The 16,713-nt window shown below is 72.4% G+C and carries 12 protein-coding genes; 4 read left to right on the plus strand and 8 right to left on the minus strand.

The features are described 5' to 3' along the window. Positions 1-2: 2 nt before the first annotated feature. Genes ACFXJ5_RS13095 through ACFXJ5_RS13115 form a run of 5 tightly spaced genes read right to left on the minus strand, consistent with a single transcriptional unit; the run spans position 3 to position 5,146 of the window. Positions 3-833, minus strand: coding sequence for an ATP-binding cassette domain-containing protein (locus tag ACFXJ5_RS13095; protein WP_384630432.1), 831 nt, complete (start codon positions 831-833; stop codon positions 3-5). Continuing rightward, positions 830-1,753, minus strand: coding sequence for a hypothetical protein (locus ACFXJ5_RS13100; protein ID WP_384630433.1), 924 nt, complete (start codon positions 1,751-1,753; stop codon positions 830-832). The genes ACFXJ5_RS13095 and ACFXJ5_RS13100 overlap by 4 nt, the downstream gene beginning before the upstream one ends. Beyond that, positions 1,750-3,153, minus strand: coding sequence for an L-fuculokinase (locus ACFXJ5_RS13105; RefSeq protein ID WP_384630434.1), 1,404 nt, complete (start codon positions 3,151-3,153; stop codon positions 1,750-1,752). The genes ACFXJ5_RS13100 and ACFXJ5_RS13105 overlap by 4 nt, the downstream gene beginning before the upstream one ends. Then, the gene (locus ACFXJ5_RS13110) at positions 3,150-4,139 is read right to left on the minus strand and encodes a LacI family DNA-binding transcriptional regulator (protein WP_384630435.1); all 990 of its coding nucleotides are present in this window, start codon (positions 4,137-4,139) and stop codon (positions 3,150-3,152) included. The genes ACFXJ5_RS13105 and ACFXJ5_RS13110 overlap by 4 nt, the downstream gene beginning before the upstream one ends. Before the next feature lie 2 nt (positions 4,140-4,141). Continuing rightward, entirely contained in the window at positions 4,142-5,146 is a 1,005-nt protein-coding gene (locus ACFXJ5_RS13115) for a 1-phosphofructokinase family hexose kinase (RefSeq protein ID WP_384630436.1), read from the minus strand. Positions 5,147-5,351: 205 nt separating this feature from the next. On the opposite strand from ACFXJ5_RS13115, the gene ACFXJ5_RS13120 reads away from it, so the two are divergent. Next, positions 5,352-5,945: an AAA family ATPase gene (locus ACFXJ5_RS13120; RefSeq protein WP_384630437.1), complete on the plus strand. Its 594-nt coding sequence runs from the start codon at positions 5,352-5,354 to the stop codon at positions 5,943-5,945. A gap of 116 nt (positions 5,946-6,061) precedes the next feature. Here the strand turns inward: ACFXJ5_RS13120 and ACFXJ5_RS13125 are convergent, their stop codons facing one another. Both ACFXJ5_RS13125 and ACFXJ5_RS13130 read right to left on the minus strand, forming a co-directional pair. Continuing rightward, on the minus strand, positions 6,062-7,072 hold the full coding sequence (locus tag ACFXJ5_RS13125; RefSeq protein ID WP_384630438.1) for a DUF1996 domain-containing protein: 1,011 nt from the start codon (positions 7,070-7,072) through the stop codon (positions 6,062-6,064). Next, positions 7,069-9,534: a glycoside hydrolase family 3 C-terminal domain-containing protein gene (locus tag ACFXJ5_RS13130; protein ID WP_384630439.1), complete on the minus strand. Its 2,466-nt coding sequence runs from the start codon at positions 9,532-9,534 to the stop codon at positions 7,069-7,071. Before ACFXJ5_RS13130 ends, ACFXJ5_RS13125 begins: the two co-directional genes overlap by 4 nt. Before the next feature lie 347 nt (positions 9,535-9,881). Here ACFXJ5_RS13130 and ACFXJ5_RS13135 point away from each other — a divergent pair, with 347 nt between their 5' ends. Then, entirely contained in the window at positions 9,882-12,857 is a 2,976-nt protein-coding gene (locus ACFXJ5_RS13135) for a discoidin domain-containing protein (RefSeq protein ID WP_384630440.1), read from the plus strand. 82 nt (positions 12,858-12,939) lie between these two features. Continuing rightward, complete coding sequence (locus tag ACFXJ5_RS13140; protein WP_384630441.1) at positions 12,940-13,998, plus strand: LacI family DNA-binding transcriptional regulator; 1,059 nt, start codon at positions 12,940-12,942, stop codon at positions 13,996-13,998. On the opposite strand, the gene ACFXJ5_RS13145 is transcribed toward ACFXJ5_RS13140, so the two are convergent. Continuing rightward, positions 13,958-15,256 (minus strand): ROK family protein, encoded by a 1,299-nt coding sequence (locus ACFXJ5_RS13145; RefSeq protein WP_384630442.1) that lies wholly within the window; start codon positions 15,254-15,256, stop codon positions 13,958-13,960. The two genes, ACFXJ5_RS13140 and ACFXJ5_RS13145, sit on opposite strands and share 41 nt — an antisense overlap. 139 nt (positions 15,257-15,395) lie before the next feature. Here ACFXJ5_RS13145 and ACFXJ5_RS13150 point away from each other — a divergent pair, with 139 nt between their 5' ends. Next, positions 15,396-16,709: an extracellular solute-binding protein gene (locus ACFXJ5_RS13150; protein WP_384630443.1), complete on the plus strand. Its 1,314-nt coding sequence runs from the start codon at positions 15,396-15,398 to the stop codon at positions 16,707-16,709. The last annotated feature ends 4 nt before the right edge of the window (positions 16,710-16,713 follow it).

Here is a 16,713-nt window from a genome sequence, read left to right on the forward strand (position 1 = left end):
GATCACGCCTCTCCCTGTTCCTTTTCCTGTCCCTGTCCCTGTCCCTGTTCCAGTTCCAGTTCCAGTTCCTGTTCCAGTTCCTGTTCCTGCTGGAAGGCGCCGGTCATGGCCCCGACCAGTTCTTCCATGGTGGTTTCCGACGTACGGAAGGTCGCGACCCGGCGGCCCCGGCGCATGACCTGGATGCGGTCCGACACCTCCATCACATGGGGCATGGAGTGGCTGATGAAGACCACCCCGATGCCGCCCGCGCTCACCCGCCGGATGAGGTCCAGGACATGCGCGGTCTGGACGACGCCCAGTGCGGCGGTCGGCTCGTCCAGGAAGATGACCTTGCTGGCCCAGGCCGCCGCACGCGCGACCGCGATGCCCTGGCGCTGCCCGCCGGACATCGAACCCACCGGCCCGCCCAGGTCGCCCACGGTCGCGCCCAGGTCGTCAAACGCCTTTCGGCTGCGCTCGCGCATCCGGGCCACGTCCATGAAGCCGAGCCGGCCCAGCACCCCCGGGCGCATCACCTCCCGGCCCAGGAACATGTTCTGCACGGGGTCGAGATGCGGGGCGAGCGCCAGGTCCTGGAAGACCGTCTCGATGCCGAGCGCCTGGGCGACCGTCGGGTTGCTGATCTCGACGGGTTCGCCGTTGAAGCGGATGGCCCCGCTGTCCGGGGGCTCGCTGCCGGACAGGGCGCGTACGAGCGTGCTCTTGCCGGCGCCGTTGTCGCCGATCAGGGCGACCACCTCGCCGGCCCGGACCTCGAAGTCGGCGCCCGCGAGAGCCTGGACCTGCCCGTACTCCTTGCGCAGCCCACGGGCCTCCAGCAGAGCGGTCATCGTCCGCTCACCGCCTCGGCCCACGGACGGGCGCGGCCGGCGACGGCGGTGAGGCAGGTCTCCAGACGGGGGCGGGCCACCGTGTCGAGGAACTCGGCGCGGGCCGGGCCGTCCAGGCCCACCGCCTCCTTCCAGATGGAGCGTCCGGCGATGAACCCCGAGGCGCCGCCCTCCTCGCAGGCCTCGCACAGCACCCGCTGGAACTCCTCGAACCCGACTCCGGCGGACAGTACCGCCCACGGCTGCCGGACCGCCTCCGCGATCCGCCGGCAGCCCCGTACCGACCCCGGGTACTCCAGCTTGACCAGGTCGGCGCCGGTCCCGGCGATCAGCGCGGCGGCCTCGACGATCAGGTCCTCGCGTTGACGGTCCGTCAACTCCTCGCCGGGCAGCGGATAGATGAGGTTCTCGATCACCGACGGGATGCCCTCGGCCGCGCAGTCGGCGACGACGGCCCGCACCACGTCGAGCACCTCGGCTGCGATGTCCGGCCCGCCGGGTGGACGTCCGGGGCGTAGTTGGACCAGGAACTTCACTGCGTGGCCTCCCATGGCTCGTACCCAGGCGGCGTCCAGGGCGGGATTGCGGTGAGTGCGCGGCTCGCCGTGGTAGTCGCCACGGTCGGCGGGCTCCGCGGCGACGAGCAGCCCGCAACTCCCGGCCAGGGCACGGGCTTCGGTGACGGCGGGCACGCCATAGGCCGGGTCCAGCAGGATCCCGCTGGCGAGCGGGGTCAGCGCGGCCGCGACATCCACCTTCACGGCCCGCAGGTCGGAGGTCTCGGCCGGGTGGTCGGCGGCGGCGAACATCCGCTTGAGGGTGTTGCGCTGGTCCATGGCCACGATGCAGAAGACACCGGCGGCGTCCGCGATGCCGGCGAGTCCGGAACGGGAAGTACGGGAATCGGTCGCGTGGTTCATGCTGTGGTCTGTTCCTTCCGGGATCGGTGGTGCGGGTCCGCCACGGTGAACAGCGGCGACAGCGCCTCGACGGTGGCCCCCTCCAGCGCGGCGCAGGCGGCGAACAGCGCCGCACCGAGCGCGCCGGGCTGGTCGACGGGGCAGAAGTCGAGCCGTGTGATGACCGAGGCCTTGCTCGTACGGACGCTCCGCAGCCGGGTCCAGCCGCCGGCCGCGACGGCCCGGCCGTGCTCGCCCACGACGCTCTCCATGTCCGCCAGCAGGGCGGAGGTCCGGTCGGCGATGTGGGCGAGGGCCGCCGCCCAGGCCGCGTCCGGCGTCGCGCCGTCCCGCAGCCGCAGGATGACATCGTTGTCCTCGACCGCGCCGCCCTGGACCGAGAGGTGGCCCGCCGGGTCGGCGTCCGGTGCCCAGCGCCGGTCGAGCGCGTCCCGGCGGGCGGGATCGTGGGCGCCCACCAGGTCGAGGATCCGCCGCACCAGCAGCCCCGACCGCATCCCGCCCATGAGCGCGGAGTGGCCCGGCAGCGCGTGGCGGCCGACGTCGATGCCGAGGCCCACCAGGCGCGCCCGGTCACCGTCGCCAAGGGTGCCGGGCACCGAGCGGAGCAACACCTCGGCGGTCCCGCAGGAGTCGAACAGATCCGACCGCCCCACCGCGCCCGCCCCGACCGCGGCGACCGGGTGGTCGTGCCCCGCCACCGTGACGGCGGCACCGGCCAACTCCGGCACCCCGCACGAGGTGACCCGCCCGGCGGGCTCCCCGGCCGCCAGCAGCGGCGGCAGGAAGTCCCGCCGTAGTCCCAGCGCCGTCAGGGCGTCGTCCCACGGCTCGCCGGTCGCCTGGTCGAGCAGCGCGGTGCGGGAGGCCAGGGACGGCTCGCTGATCTGCTCGCCGCAGAGGGCGTACGCGATGAACTCCGGCACGTTCAGCCAGCGCGAGCCGGGGCGCGGGGCCCGGCCGGTCCGGCGGAGGTGGAGCAGCTTGGGCAGCGTCCACTGGGCGATGGGGGCAAGGCCCGTACGGGCGGGGAAGTCGGCGAGCAGTGCGGCGTCCAGCTGCTGGAGTTCGCGTCCGCCACGGTCGTCGAACCAGGCGATGACCGGCGACAGTTCCTCGCCCCGGGGGCCGACGACCACGCCGCTCTCGCCGAGTCCGGCCAGGCCGATGCCCAACACCCGTACGCCGGAGCCCGCTTCGGACAGGGCGTCCGCCACGGTGGCCAGTACGTCATCCAGGAGCGCCGCGCCCGAGGTCTCGACGCGGCCGTCGGCGGTGGTCGTCCAGGTGGTGGGGCGGCGGGCGAGGGAGATCCGCCGTCCTTCGGGGGTGCTCACCAGGGCCTTGGTGTCGGTCGTCCCGATGTCGACGCCCACGACCACGGCGTAAGGCAGGGTCATGGCGCCAACTCCCCGCTGCCGCGCGCCAGGACCTCGAGCGGCGCGGTGATCGTCTCGGTGGCGAGTTCCTCACCGGCGAGCCTGCGCAGCAGCCGGTCCGCGGCCAGCCGGCCGATCAGCTCGGGCGAGTGGTTGACCACCGAGACCGCCGGGGTCAGGGCGTCGGCCATCGCGAAGTCGCCGAAGGAGACGAAGGCGATGTCGGTGCGTCCGATCCGGTGCAGGGTGGGCAGGGTGAGCAGCGAGCAGCGGGTGTTCGCGCTGAAGATCGCGGTGGGCTGCTCGTCGAGTGCCAGCAACCTCTCCACCGCGTCGCGGCCTTGGGTCAGCTGGGGTTCCATGTGGACCACGTAGTCCTCGGGCGTCGTGATTCCGGCCGCGGACATCGCGTCCTGGAAGCCTTCGAGGCGGTGGCGGACCGTGGCGATGTCCAGCTGGTCGCCGACGTACGCGATCCGGCGGTGACCGTGCGCCAGGAGGTGCTCGACGGCCATCCGCGCACCGGCCCGGTCGTCCACCAGCACGGCGTCGGCCTCCAGGCCGATCGCCTCGCGGTCGATGAAGACGATCGGATAGTGGGCCGACCGGAGGTAGGAGTGGTCGTCGGTGACCGACGCGACGATCAGCCCGGCGATCCTGCGGTGTGCCAGGCCGTCCAGTAAGGTCCGTTCGCGCTCCGCCAGCCGGCGGGTGCTGGCGACGATGACCGTGATGTCCCGGTCCAGGGCCATCCGTTCGATCTCGCCGATCACCCGGGTGAAGAAGGGGTCGGAGACCTCGTCGACGACCACGGCGATCGTGTCGTCGGTGCCGCGCCGCAGCGAGCGGGCGAGCGGGTCGGGGCGGTAGTGGAGTTCGGTGACGGCCTGTTGCACGCGCTCGCGGGTCGCCGCGGAGACCCGGGGGTCGCCGTTGATGACCCGCGACGCGGTCTTGGTGCTGGTCCGCGCGAGCCGGGCGACCTCGCTCAGTTTGATCCGGGGCATGATCATGATCCGCCTCCGGCGACGACCCGTGCCGGACCCTGGGCCTCGATCCGCGCGAGCAGCGCCTCGGCCCGGGCGGGGTCGACGCCACCGGCCCGCAGTCGCTCGCACGACGCCGTGGCGGTGGCGGCCCCGCGCATCACCGCCGCACGCCAGTCGACGGCGGACCCGGCACCCGAGGCGGACCGCAGGCTGAGCGCGACCCCGGCCAGGAAGGAGTCCCCGGCGCCCACCGCGCTGACGACGTCGACCGGGACCGTACGGATCCACTGGACGGCGCCGGAATCGGCGTGGGCGAGGGCGATCCCGGCAGCCCCGGCGGTGACGGCCGCGGCGCGGGCGCCCAGCCGGCACAAGGACCGCGCCGCCTCGGCGGCCCGTTCGGGGACGTTGACCTGCGCATCGGCCAGCACCGCTCCGGACGTACCGGAGATCGCCGACTCGGCCTCCTGGAGGTTGGGCGCGACGAGGTCCGGCCCGGCGGCCAACGTGGCCCGCAGCGCGGCGGGGGCGGTGTCCACCAGGGCGAGGACTCCTTCGCGATGGGCCGCCTCGATCAGCCGGCCGTACCCGTCGGCGGGTGCCCCGGGCGGCAGGCTGCCCGAGCAGACCAGCACGTCGCGGCCCGGCAGGTGCGTGCCGATCGCGGCGGCGTACCGCTCCCAGACCCCGGGTGCCAGCGTCGCGCCAGGTTCGTTGACCACGGTGATCCGGCCGAGCTCCCGCTCGATCATGATCATCGCCATCCGGACCCGCCCGGGCGAGGGCACCTCCAGGACCTCCGCGCCCTCGGCGGCCAGCAGGCCGAGAAGCTGCCCCCGGTCCTCCTCGGCCACCAGCCCGGCGAGCAGGGCCCGCCCTCCGAACGCCCGGACCACGCGGGCGATGTTGACTCCCTTGCCGCCCGCGGTGACCTCGACCTCGGCCGCCCGCATGACGGCACCCGGCACCACCCGGGCGAGGAACTGGGTCCGGTCCAGACACAGGTTCGGCGTGGCGATCAGCAACGGTGGCTCCTGTCACAGACCCGGAAAATCACTGTTACCGCAGGTGGGTGGCGTATGACTGGCGGCGTTCTGCCTGGCGTGACGACCAGTGGGTAATCGATGTCACGGCGCGCTCTGGAAGGGGACTATGCGCCGGGGTAGTTGTGTCGTCAAGGGAGAGGACAGATTTCAGGAACATTTCCCACGTCTGGGTTACGGTGCCGCAGTGAGCACCGGCGGCACCGAACACACGGCCGGGACCGGCCTGCCCGCCGTCGTCGTGTGCGGGCCGCCCGCGACCGGGAAGTCGACCCTCGGCGCAGCCCTGGCACGCGCTCTCGGGGCGGTGCTGCTCGACCAGGACGTCGTCACCGGCCCGCTCACCGCGGTGGTCGCCGGGCTGCTCGGCACCGACGACCTGGACAGTCCCGCCCTCGGCGGCGCCACCAGGACCGCGCGCTACGAGACCCTGCACGCGGCGGCCGAGGACAACCTCCGGGGCGGCCGCCCGGTCGTCCTCGTCGCCCCCTACACGACGGAACGCCGCGACCCGGCGGCCTGGCAGCGGCCGGCCGGCCGGCTCCGCGCGGCGGGCGGGACGCCGGTCATGGTCTGGCTGTACCTGGCGCCGGCCGGCCTGCTCGCACGGCTACGGGAGCGCTCGGCGGACCGCGACCGTGGAAAGCTCAACGACGAGGAGCGGTACCTCGCACTCATCGACCTCGACCCACCGGCGGTTCCGCATCTGGCGGTCGACGCCTCGGCCGGCACGGCCGACCAGTGCCGGAGAGTCCTGGAATTCCTGCACGACGACAACTGACGGATGACGCGGGCCCTTGCCGCAGTCCCGCCTTGCCGCCTTGACGCCCTGCCGCCCTGACGCCTTGCCGCCTTGCCGCCGGATGGGCTCCGTTCGAGCCCATCCGACGCTGCCGCCTACGGCAGTTCGTAGTTCTCGTTGAGCGCGGCACCCGCCGCCGGCTGGGACTGGTCGTAGCCACGGGCGTCGCATTGCAGGCCGCCGTTGATGCAGTGGGTGACCAGGGCAGCCTGCGTGGCGTCGTCCCAGGCGTTGAAGAAGTCGTAGTGGAAGGAGTAGCCACGCCCGCTGGACAGGGCGACGGTCGACATGTCGCCGTCCACCGGGAATGCCATCTTGAACTCGAGCATCGGCAGGGCCACCGGGTGGTCCGCCGGGCAGATCGAGTCGTTGGTGCCCGCCTTGATGACCGGGTAGGCCATGTGGCTCTTGTGGTCGGGCACGTCGAGGTGGCTGCCGTCCCAGCAACTCGGCGCCTGATAGCGGACGTTGAGCTGGGTGCCGGTGGGACAGGAGGCGGGGAAGTCGGCGTTCTTGTAGCTGTCGCCGCACTCCCAGCCCTCGACCGACGCGCTCAGGAACTGCTGCGGGGTGGCGTTCATACTGCCGACGACGAAACGCAGGCCCTTGGGGAAGGGCCGCACGCTCGTGTAGTCGAGGACTCCGGTCTTGTAGTAGATGACCTGTGGCCCGACCGGAAGGATCTGCTGACCGCCCTTGTACAGGGTCGGCATCCAGTAGCCCGACTTGTCACCGGGTGCCTTGCACGAGGTGCCGCCGGCGCCGAGGGAGGCGGTGGTGCTGTTGGCATCCGTGGTGGTGTTGCCCATGAAGGTGTGGTCGTGCGAGGCGCCGGACTGCCCGGGGAAGACGATCGGGTCGTCCTTCAGGGTCCGGGTCACCGAGCAGTTGGCCTGGAACTCGTGGAAGTACGCGTGCGGCGGGGAGTACGTCGAGGGCACGACGCCCGTCACCGGCGGGTTCGCCATGATGTAGCCGTCGCCGTCGGGGTCGTCGCCCGACGCGGCCTGCGCGGTGACGCTCCCGAGGCTGACCATCAGCAGTGCCACCAGCGCGAGTGCCAGGGCGACCAGCCCTCCTGACAGGGCCGTGGATCTACGGATCATGTTGGACCTCCTTCGCAGTGCTCCCGCAGCGGCGTGTCCGCCACCGAGGGACCGGCATGGATGTGGAAGCCGCCGGGCTCGATGTGCCGGCGGCGGGTCTGCGGGGACCAGTGCTGGAAGGCCCGCGCCGGGAGGCGTACGGGGACCGTGACGCTCTCCCCCGGCTCGGCGCGGACCGTCGCGTAGCCGGCGAGCCTGCGGTCTGCCGGGTCCGCGCCGTTTTCGCAGACGTATACCTGGACGACCTCGTGGCCCGCCCTCGGGCCGGTGTTGCGCACCCGGACCCGTACGGTCAGGCCGAGTTCGGGGTGCACGGGGCCGTCGGCGGTCAGGCTCTCGTACGCCCAGGTCGTGTAGCCGAGGCCGTGGCCGAACCAGTACGCGGGCCGCCTGCCGGTGCGCCGCCAGGCGCGGTGACCGACGTACGGACCCTCGGCGTACGCGAGCACACCGTCGACCGGCGCGGTGTCCAGGACCGGTACGTCCTCGGTGCGCACCGCCCAGGTGGTGGGCAGCCGCCCGCCCGGCTCGGCGGCGCCGAACAGCACGTCGGCCAGGCCGTCGCCCTCCTGCTGGCCGGGGAACCAGCCCAGCAGGAGGGCGCGGACGTCCTCGTGCCAGGGCAGTTCGACGGGGCCGCCGGAGTTGACGATGACGACCGTCCTGGGGTTCGCCGCGGCCACGGCGCCGACCAGCTCGTCCTGACGGCCGGGCAGGGCGAGCGTGGTGCGGTCGAAGCCCTCGCTCTCGATCTCGTCGGTGGTGCCGACCACGACGACGGCGACGTCCGCCAGACGCGCCAGCCCGACTGCGTGCGCGAGCTCTCGCTCATCGTCGGCGGGGGGCGGGTCGGCGGTGAGGGCGATGACCCGACCGGTGCCGGGGTCCAGTTGCCGCTGCGCCCGTACGGTCAACTCCCGTCCCGCTTCGGCCTCCCAGGTGGCGGTGCGGTAGGACGGCGCGACGTGCAGGTACGTCGGGTCGGCGGACTCCGGCGGGACGTGCTCGTCGATCAGCCGATGGCCGCCGGCCTCCAGGACGACGTGGCCGAGCCCCACCACGCCGAGCCGCCACGGGCCGGTGGCGCCCGGCGTCACGATCGCGGTCACTTCCACGGCGGTCGCCCGGGTGACGTCGGCCCCGGGTGCGGTGGGCTCCAGGATCCTGCCGCTGAGCCGGTGTTCGGTGTGCACCTGGGCCCCCGTGGCGTCCAGGTAGCGCAGCCGTACGCCGGGCCGGCCGGTCAGCGGGTCACGGGCGTTCCCGGTGTGCAGCGGCGCGGGCCGGGCGTAGGGGAGCGGGCCGGGGGCGTGCACCACCTCGACCCTGGCGGGCAGGGCGCGCCGGATGCCTGCCAGCGGGGAGACGCAGTGCCCGGTGAACACGCCGGCGCTGCCCCCGCCCTGGACGCGGGCGGTGGCCGCGTTGGGGCCGAGTACGGCGACCCGGCGCAGGCCCGTCGCGTCCAGCGGCAGCAGGGAGCCCTCGTTGCGGAGCAGCACCGTGCCGGCGGCCACGGCGTGCCGCAGCAGGGCGCGCGCGGTGTGCGGTGCGGGGGCCGGCGGGGGCGCCGGGGACGACCCGGGCCTCAGGGCTCCGACCCGGGCGGCGAGCAGCAGGATCCGGCGCACCTTGGCGTCGATCGCGGCCTGCGGCACCCGCCCGTCCTGGACCGCCCGCAGCAGTGCCTCGCCCCACGCGGGGTGCGGTCCCGGCATCGCCAGGTCCAGGGCGGCGCCGGCCGATGCGACGGTGGAGGTGACCGCGCCCCAGTCGGAGACCACCACCCCGTCGAACCCCCAGGAGTCCTTGAGGGGGTCGGAGAGCAGCGGACTCTCCGTCATCGCGGCGCCGTTGACCCGGTTGTACGCGGCCATCACCACCCACACCCCGGCGGCCACGGCGGCCTCGAAGGGCGCCAGGTAGACGGCGTGCAGGGTGGACTCGTCGATGCGGGCGTCCAGGGTGAGGCGTTCGGTCTCGGAGTCGTTGACGGTGTAGTGCTTGGCGGTTGCGGCCACACCGCCGTCCTGCACGCCACGGATGAGGGCGGCGCCCATCCGGGCGGTGAGGAGAGGGTCCTCGGAGAAGCACTCGAAGTGCCGCCCGGCTGCCGGGGATCGGTGCAGGTTGAGCGTCGGGGCGAGCAGCACGTCGACCTGCTTGCGGCGGGCCTCGGCCGCCAGCAGCCCGCCGAGCCGCCGTACGAGTCCGTCGTCCCAGGTGGCGGCCAGCGCGGTGGGCGACGGCAGGGCGAGCGCGGTGTCCCGCTCGTCCCAGTGCTCGCCACGGACCCCGACCGGTCCGTCGGAGAAGACCATCGCCCGCAGCCCGATCGCCGGCTCCGCCGGAGTACGGAAGGTGCCGTCCCCGGAGAGCAGCCTGATCTTCTGGCGGAGCGTCAGCTTGCCGAGGAGGCAGTCCAGTTCGCCTGGGGCGGTGAGGGCCTCGGCACTCGTCATGAGCTTCCTTCCGGTGACGTACGGAGGGTCGGGGGCTTGGAGAGCGCTCTCCCGTACGTTCGGCCCGCTCGCCCGACGTGTCAAGCCTCCGCGCGTATTCGGCAACCGTCGCCCTCGAGTTGGGCGGCAACGGTGCGCCCCCCGATATCGGGTGGCCAGGAATGCGTCGGCGTCAGGTCCGTGGCCGGGTTGTGCCAGCCCTTTCCGGCTCAGGCGGACGGCCCACCACAACCCGGATAGGCAGCCCGGGCGTCCGGATCCCTTGACAGGCACACGTCCCGGCGCAACCATCGCGGGACTTGGAGAGCGCTCTCCCACATTCCCCGACTCCCCACGCTGGAGATGCCATGGCCGCGCCGCACCGCAGGCCCGTCGTGCTCGCCCAACTCGCACTGCTCGCCCTGTGTCTCGCCCTCTGCTCGCTGATCGCGGCACCGCCGACGCCCGCGCACGCGGCGACCGCCACCCTGCTGTCCCAGGGCAGACCGGCCACCGCCTCGTCGGCCGAGGGCGATGCCTATGGCGCCGCCGCCGCGGTGGACGGTGACGGGGGCACGCGCTGGGCGAGCACGTGGAGTGACCCGCAGTGGTTGCAGGTGGACCTGGGGCAGGCCGCCGCGATCAGCCAGGTGGTCCTGAAGTGGGAGAACTACGGCACCGCGTACCGGATCGAGGTGTCCGACGACGCCTCCACCTGGCGGACGATCTACTCCACCAGCACCGGAACCGGCGGCACCGAGACCCACGACGTGACGGGCACCGGGCGCTACGTCCGCCTCTACGGCACCGCACGCGCGAACGGCTACGGCTATTCGCTCTGGGAGTTCCAGGTCTACGGCGGCGGGTCCACCACGCCCCCGGCGGACACCTGGAACACGCTCTGGAGCGATGACTTCACCGGCGCGGCAGGCAGCCAACCGGCCTCCGCCGACTGGACCGTCGACACCGGCACCGGCTACGCGAACGGCCCCGCGAAGTGGGGTACGGGTGAGGTCGAGACCTCGAGCGCAGCCTCCGCCAACGTGGGGCTGGACGGCAACGGCCACCTGAACCTCACCGCCGTCAAGAGCGGCAGCTCCTGGACCTCCGGACGCGTCGAGACCAAGCGCAGCGACTTCCAGGCCCCGGCCGGCGGCAAGTTGAGGATCTCCGCGACCGTCAAGCAGCCCGATCCCGCCGACGCGCTCGGCTACTGGCCCTCCTTCCGCGCTTTGGGCGCCGCCTACCGCGCCGACCCCACCGCCTGGCCCGCGCCGGGCGAGGCGGACATCCTGGAGAACGTCAACGGACGCAGCCAGTTGTCGGCCACCCTGCACTGCGGGACCGCGCCGGGCGGCAACTGCAACGAGTACGACGGCCTGTCGAGCGGCCTGGCGACCTGCGCCGGCTGCCAGACCGGTTACCACACGTACGAGGAGGTCATCGACCGGACCGTCTCCGACGAGCAGATCCGCTTCTCCCTGGACGGCAACCAGATCTGGCAGGTCGACGAGTCCCAGGTCGGCGTCGCCACCTGGGAGAAGGCCGTCCACCAGGGCGTCTTCCTGCTGTTCAACCTGGGCATCGGCGGCTCCTACCCCGACTCGGTGTGCGGCTGCACCTCACCGGCCGCCACCACCGGCTCCGGCGGCACCCTGAGCGTCGACGCCGTCTCGGTCTCCTCCACCACCGGCACCGCCCCCGACCCGCTCACCACCCCCTCCGTGCCCTCCGGCGCCAGCGACGTCCACGTCACCGGCTCGCAGGGCGCCTGGCAGCTCTCCGTCAACGGCTCGCCCTACCAGGTCAAGGGCGTCACCTGGGGCCCGTCCAACACCACCGCCGACGCCCACATGCGGGACCTGAAGGCGCTCGGCGTGAACACCGTACGCACCTGGGGCACCGACGCCGCCAGCCAACCGCTGCTCGACTCGGCGGCCGCGTACGGGCTCAAGGTCGTCAACGGCTTCTGGCTCAACCAGGGCGCGGACTACGTCAACGACACGACGTACATGAACAACACCCTTGCCGACATCAAGAAGTGGGTGACGGCCTACAAGGACCATCCCGGCGTCCTGATGTGGGACGTCGGCAACGAGGTCATCCTCACCACCCAGGACCACTACTCGGGCGACGCGATCGAGCAGCAGCGCATCGCCTACGCCAAGTACGTCGACACCGTCGCCCAGGCCATCCACGCCATCGACCCCAACCACCCGGTGACCTCCACCGACGCCTGGACCGGCGCCTGGAAGTACTACCAGGCCTACACCCCGCACCTGGACCTGTACGCCGTGAACTCCTACGGCGCGGTGTGCGACGTCAAGCAGGCCTGGACCGACGGCGGTTACACCAAGCCGTACATCGTCACCGAGAGCGGCGAGCCCGGCGAGTGGGAGGTCCCGGCCGACTCCAACGGCGTGGCGACCGAGCCCGCCGACACCGCAAAACGCGACGGCTACCTCAACGCCTGGAAGTGCGTCTCCGGCCACACCGGCGTCGCCCTCGGTGCCACGCTCTTCCACTACGGGACCGAGAACGACTTCGGCGGCGCCTGGTTCAACCTGGAGCCGCACGGCTGGAAGCGGCTGTCGTACTACGCCGTCGCCCAGGCCTACGGCGGAAAGCCGCAGGCCGACACGCCTCCGGTGATCAGCGCCATGACCCTGAGCAACACCGGCACGGTCCCGGCCGGCGGCACCTTCACCCTCGCCGCCACCGCGACCGACCCCGACGGCGACACCATCCGCTACCAGCTCATGTACTGCTCCAAGTACGTCGACGGCAGCACGGGCCTGAAGAACGTCGCCTTCACCCAGACCGGGGACGGCAGGTTCACCGTCACCGCCCCCAGGACCCTCGGCGTGTGGAAGGTCTACGTCTACGCCTACGACGGCCACGGCAACGTCGGCATCGAGACCAGGTCCTTCCGCGTCGTGGCCCCGCCGGTCAGCGGCACCGACGTGGCGCTGGGCAAGGCGACCACCGCGTCCTCCTACCAGACCGGCGGCGGCTCCTTCACCCCGTCCAACGCCACCGACGGGAACTGGAGCACCCGTTGGGCCAGCGACTGGAGCGACCCGCAGTGGATCCAGGTGGACCTCGGGCAGGTCACCGCGGTCAAACACGTGCAGCTGGGCTGGGAGGCGGCGTACGGCAAGGAGTACCAGGTGCAGACGTCCACCGACGCGAGCACCTGGACGACGGTGTACTCCACATCGTCCGGCTCCGGCGGCGTGGACGACTTCGACGTCAGCGGGTCGGGCCGATACGTCCGGCTGCTGCTGACCGCCCGGGGGACCGCATACGGCTACTCCCTCTACGAGTTCGGGGTGTACGCGTGAGCCCGCCGCCCTGAGACAGCGCCGAAGTCAGGCCGAAGCCACGCCGAGGGAGAGCGTTCTCCCGGGGTGCTATAACGCTGCCATGAGCGATGCTGCGCCGGTCGAGGGGCGGTCCCCGACGCTGGAGGACGTGGCGCGGGTGGCCGGGGTCTCCCGGGCGACCGTGTCGCGGGTGATCAACGGGGTGCGCAATGTGGATCCGGCGATCCAGGAGGTGGTCAGGCAGGCGGTGCGGACCACCGGTTACCTGCCCAACCGCGCCGCACGCTCGCTGGTCACCCGCAGGACCGGCACCCTGGCGCTGGTGGTGTCGGGGGCCGGCGCGGACCCGGCGGGGCAGCGGACGGCGGTCGCCGGGCAGGTGTTCGGTGATCCGTTCTTCGGGCGGGTGGCGGCCGGGGTGGTCGACTGGCTGCGGCCGCGCGGAGCGGCGGCCGTGCTCCAGTTCGCCGAGACCGAGCGGGAGCGGGAGCAGGTGGTCGCCTTCCTGCGCCGGGGCGGGGCCGACGGGGCGCTGATCGTGTCCACGCACGCGGAGGACCCGCTGCCCGCCATGATCGTCGAGGCGGGTGTGCCGGCGGTGCTGTTCGCGCGCCCGGCCCGCCCGCTGCCGATCAGTTACGTGGACCTTTCACACCGCGGCGGCGCGGAGCTGGCCGCCGAGCGGCTGCTGGCCAGGGGGTGCCGGCGGGTCGCGACGATCTGCGGGCCACTGGACGTACCGGCCGGGCAGGACCGCCTTGCCGGGTTCCGGGACGCCATGGCGCGGCACGGGCACGCGTACATGCCCATAGCCGAGGGCCGCTTCACCCAGGAGAGCGGCGAGGCGGCGATGGAGCGGCTGCTGACCGACCACCCGGACCTCGACGGGGTGTTCTGCGCCAACGACCTGATGGCGCGCGGTGCTTGCCAGGTACTGCGGGAGCACGGCAGGAGCATCCCCGGTGACGTGGCCGTCGTGGGGTTCGACGACAGCAGTGCGGCGCTGGTCTGCCGGCCACCGCTGACGACCGTCCACCAGCCGGTGGAGGAGATGGCGGCCGAGATGGCCCGGTTGCTGGTCTCGCAGGTCGAGCAGCCGGGACGGCCGGTCACCTCGGTCATCTTCGAAGCGTCCCTGGTGGTACGGGAGTCGGCCTGACCTGCACCGCGGGCTCGGTCGCCGCCGCCGCGCCGCCGCGCTGCAGGAAGTCGGCGAGCGGCAAGGTCGCGGCGCCCAGGGTGACGGCGTCCGCGCCGAGCCGGCTGAGCTCGATGGCGGCACGCCCGGCCGGGTAGCGCAGGGCGTACGCCTCGGCGTGGCGGCGTACGTCGGGCAGCAGCGCGGGGCCGAGCAGCAGTCCGGCCCAGCCGCCGATGAGGATGCGTTCCGGTGCGAAGAGGTTCACCAGGGTGGCGACGCCGGCGCCCAGGTACTCGGCGGTCTCCGCGAGCAGGGTGGCGGCCGCGGGGTCCGGCCGGTGGCCCCGGGAGCGGGGCCGGGCCGCCGCGATGAGGGCGGCGAGGGCGGTCTCGTCGTCGCCGTCCGGCGCCTCGCCGCCCACCTCGTACCATCGCTCCAGGAGCCCCTCGGCGCCCACGTAGGCCTCCAGGCAGCCGCGCGCGCCGCAGCGGCAGCGGCGTCCGCCGACCTGGACGGTGGTGTGGCCCCATTCGATCGCGGTGCCGTCGGCGGCGCCGCCGAGGGTGCCGCCCTTGACGATGCAGGCGCCCACGCCCGAGCCGAGCAGGGCGACGGCCACGTCGCGGGCGCCCTGTCCGGCGCCGAACCAGGTCTCGGCCTGGCCGAGGGTCTTCGCGCCGTTGTCGACGTGGACGCGTACATGGGCGGGGATGTCGGCCTCGGCTCGCACGACGGCTTCCAGGGGGACGGCGTCCCAGCCGATCGTCTGGCCGTGGACGACCGCGTGGCCGTCGGCGTCCGGCACGACCATACCCGGCACGCCGATGCCGACGCCGAGCAGCCGGTCGGGGCGGGCCCCGGTGTCCCGGAGCAGGTCGGCCATGGCGTCGAGGATGTGCCGGACGATCCGGTCGGTGTCGTATACGTGCCGGCTCAGCAGGCGTTCCGTGAGGGCGACCTCGCTCAGGGACAGGTCGAAAAGCGCGGCGCGGACCCGGGTCTCGCCGACGTCGATCCCTATGACGCAGCCGTGACCGGGGGCGACACGCAGCAGGGTGCGGGGGCGGCCGCCGTCGGAGTCCACCGCACCGGCTTCCTCCACCAGCCCTTCGGCCACGAGGTCGCCGACCACGTTGCTGATGGACCCGGAGCTCAGGCCGGTCGCCGGGCCGAGCTCCTGCCGGCTCAACGGACCTGCGAAATAAAGTCGTTGCAGAACCGCAGCCCGACTCCCCCTTCGCAGGTCACGTACCGTCCGGCCGTTGCGCTCGCCCATGCGATTCCTCTCCCGCTCCGCAACACATTGTGCCGGGAGTCTTGACCGCAGCTTCCTTCGCGTCTTAACTCACGCATTAAATTAAGCCGTGAGGCCGGTTCTGTCGAACCCGGCCGACCCCTGGAAGGGGCACAACCCGATGCGCATGATCAGAGCCGCCGCCGTAGTCTCCACCGTCCTCGCCCTCGCCGCCGCCTCGGCGGGCTGCGGCGGGGGCAGCGACACCTCCGGCGGGGGCGGTGGTTCCTCCAAGACGCTGACCTACTGGGCCAGCAACCAGGGACCCAATGTCGAGGCCGACAAGGCGACCCTCACCCCGGAGCTGAAGAAGTTCGAGAAGCAGACGGGCATCAAGGTCAAGCTCGAAGTCGTCCCCTGGAGCGACCTCCTCAACCGGATCCTGGCGGCGACCTCCTCCGGCCAGGGCCCCGACGTGCTCAACATCGGCAACACCTGGTCCTCCTCGCTCCAGGCCACAGGCGCCCTGCTGCCCTGGGACGACAGCCACTTCCAGCAGATCGGCGGCCGTGACCGGTTCACCGACTCCGCGGTGGGCTCGGCGGGCGCGGCGGGCCAGGACCCGGCGGCCGTCCCGCTGTACTCGATGGCGTACGCGCTCTACTACAACAAGAAGCTCTTCGCCGACGCGGGAATCACCACGCCGCCCGCCACCTGGGACGAGCTGGTCGCCGACGGAAAGAAGCTCACCAAGAGCGGGCAGTCCGGCCTCGGCCTGGAGGGCGCCAACCTCTCCAACAACATCCACCAGGCCTTCGTGCTGGCCAAGCAGCACGGCGGTGACTTCTACGACTCGGCCGGCAAGCCCACCTTCACCTCCCCCGGCGCCGTCGCGGGTGTGAAGCAGTGGGTGGACTTCATGGCCAAGGACAAGATCGTCGCCAAGGGCAGCGCCGAGTACGCCCAGAACCAGACCCTGCAGGACTTCGCCAAGGGCAAGACGGCGATGGTGCTGTGGCAGACCGCGGCCAGCACCTTCAAGTCGTACGGCATGAAGGACAGCGACTTCGGCGTGGCCCCCGTCCCCGTCCAGTCGGGCACCCCGGGCACCGGCCAGCAGACCAACTCGATGGTCGCCGGCATCAACATGGCCGTCTTCAAGAACTCCAAGAACGTCGACGGCGCCGTGAAGTTCGTGAAGTTCATGACCAGCGACGCCGAGCAGATCATCCTCAACAAGACCTACGGCTCGATACCGCCGGTCAAGTCGGCCCAGAGTGACCCGGCGTTCAACACCACGGCCATGAAGCCGCTCCGCAACGCCCTCGCCACCAGCGCCACGCCGCTGCCGCAGGTCCCGACGGAGTCGCAGTTCGAGACCGCAGTCGGCACCGCCGTCAAGGGCCTGTTCGCGGACGCCGCGGCCGGGAAGCCCGTCACCACGGCATCCGTCAAGGCAGCGCTGGACAAGGCCCAGCAGCAGATGCAGCAGTGAGAGG

The organism is Streptomyces sp. NPDC059373 (assembly GCF_042751495.1).
In the GTDB taxonomy this organism is placed as follows: domain Bacteria; phylum Actinomycetota; class Actinomycetes; order Streptomycetales; family Streptomycetaceae; genus Actinacidiphila.

Coding starts and splice junctions, on each gene's coding strand:
- ACFXJ5_RS13095 (WP_384630432.1), bottom strand. CDS start 833: ATGACCGCTCTGCTGGAGGCCCGTGGGCTGCGCAAGGAGTACGGGCAG.
- ACFXJ5_RS13100 (WP_384630433.1), bottom strand. CDS start 1,753: ATGAACCACGCGACCGATTCCCGTACTTCCCGTTCCGGACTCGCCGGC.
- ACFXJ5_RS13105 (WP_384630434.1), bottom strand. CDS start 3,153: ATGACCCTGCCTTACGCCGTGGTCGTGGGCGTCGACATCGGGACGACC.
- ACFXJ5_RS13110 (WP_384630435.1), bottom strand. CDS start 4,139: ATGCCCCGGATCAAACTGAGCGAGGTCGCCCGGCTCGCGCGGACCAGC.
- ACFXJ5_RS13125 (WP_384630438.1), bottom strand. CDS start 7,072: ATGATCCGTAGATCCACGGCCCTGTCAGGAGGGCTGGTCGCCCTGGCA.
- ACFXJ5_RS13130 (WP_384630439.1), bottom strand. CDS start 9,534: ATGACGAGTGCCGAGGCCCTCACCGCCCCAGGCGAACTGGACTGCCTC.
- ACFXJ5_RS13135 (WP_384630440.1), top strand. CDS start 9,882: ATGGCCGCGCCGCACCGCAGGCCCGTCGTGCTCGCCCAACTCGCACTG.
- ACFXJ5_RS13140 (WP_384630441.1), top strand. CDS start 12,940: ATGAGCGATGCTGCGCCGGTCGAGGGGCGGTCCCCGACGCTGGAGGAC.
- ACFXJ5_RS13145 (WP_384630442.1), bottom strand. CDS start 15,256: ATGGGCGAGCGCAACGGCCGGACGGTACGTGACCTGCGAAGGGGGAGT.
- ACFXJ5_RS13150 (WP_384630443.1), top strand. CDS start 15,396: ATGCGCATGATCAGAGCCGCCGCCGTAGTCTCCACCGTCCTCGCCCTC.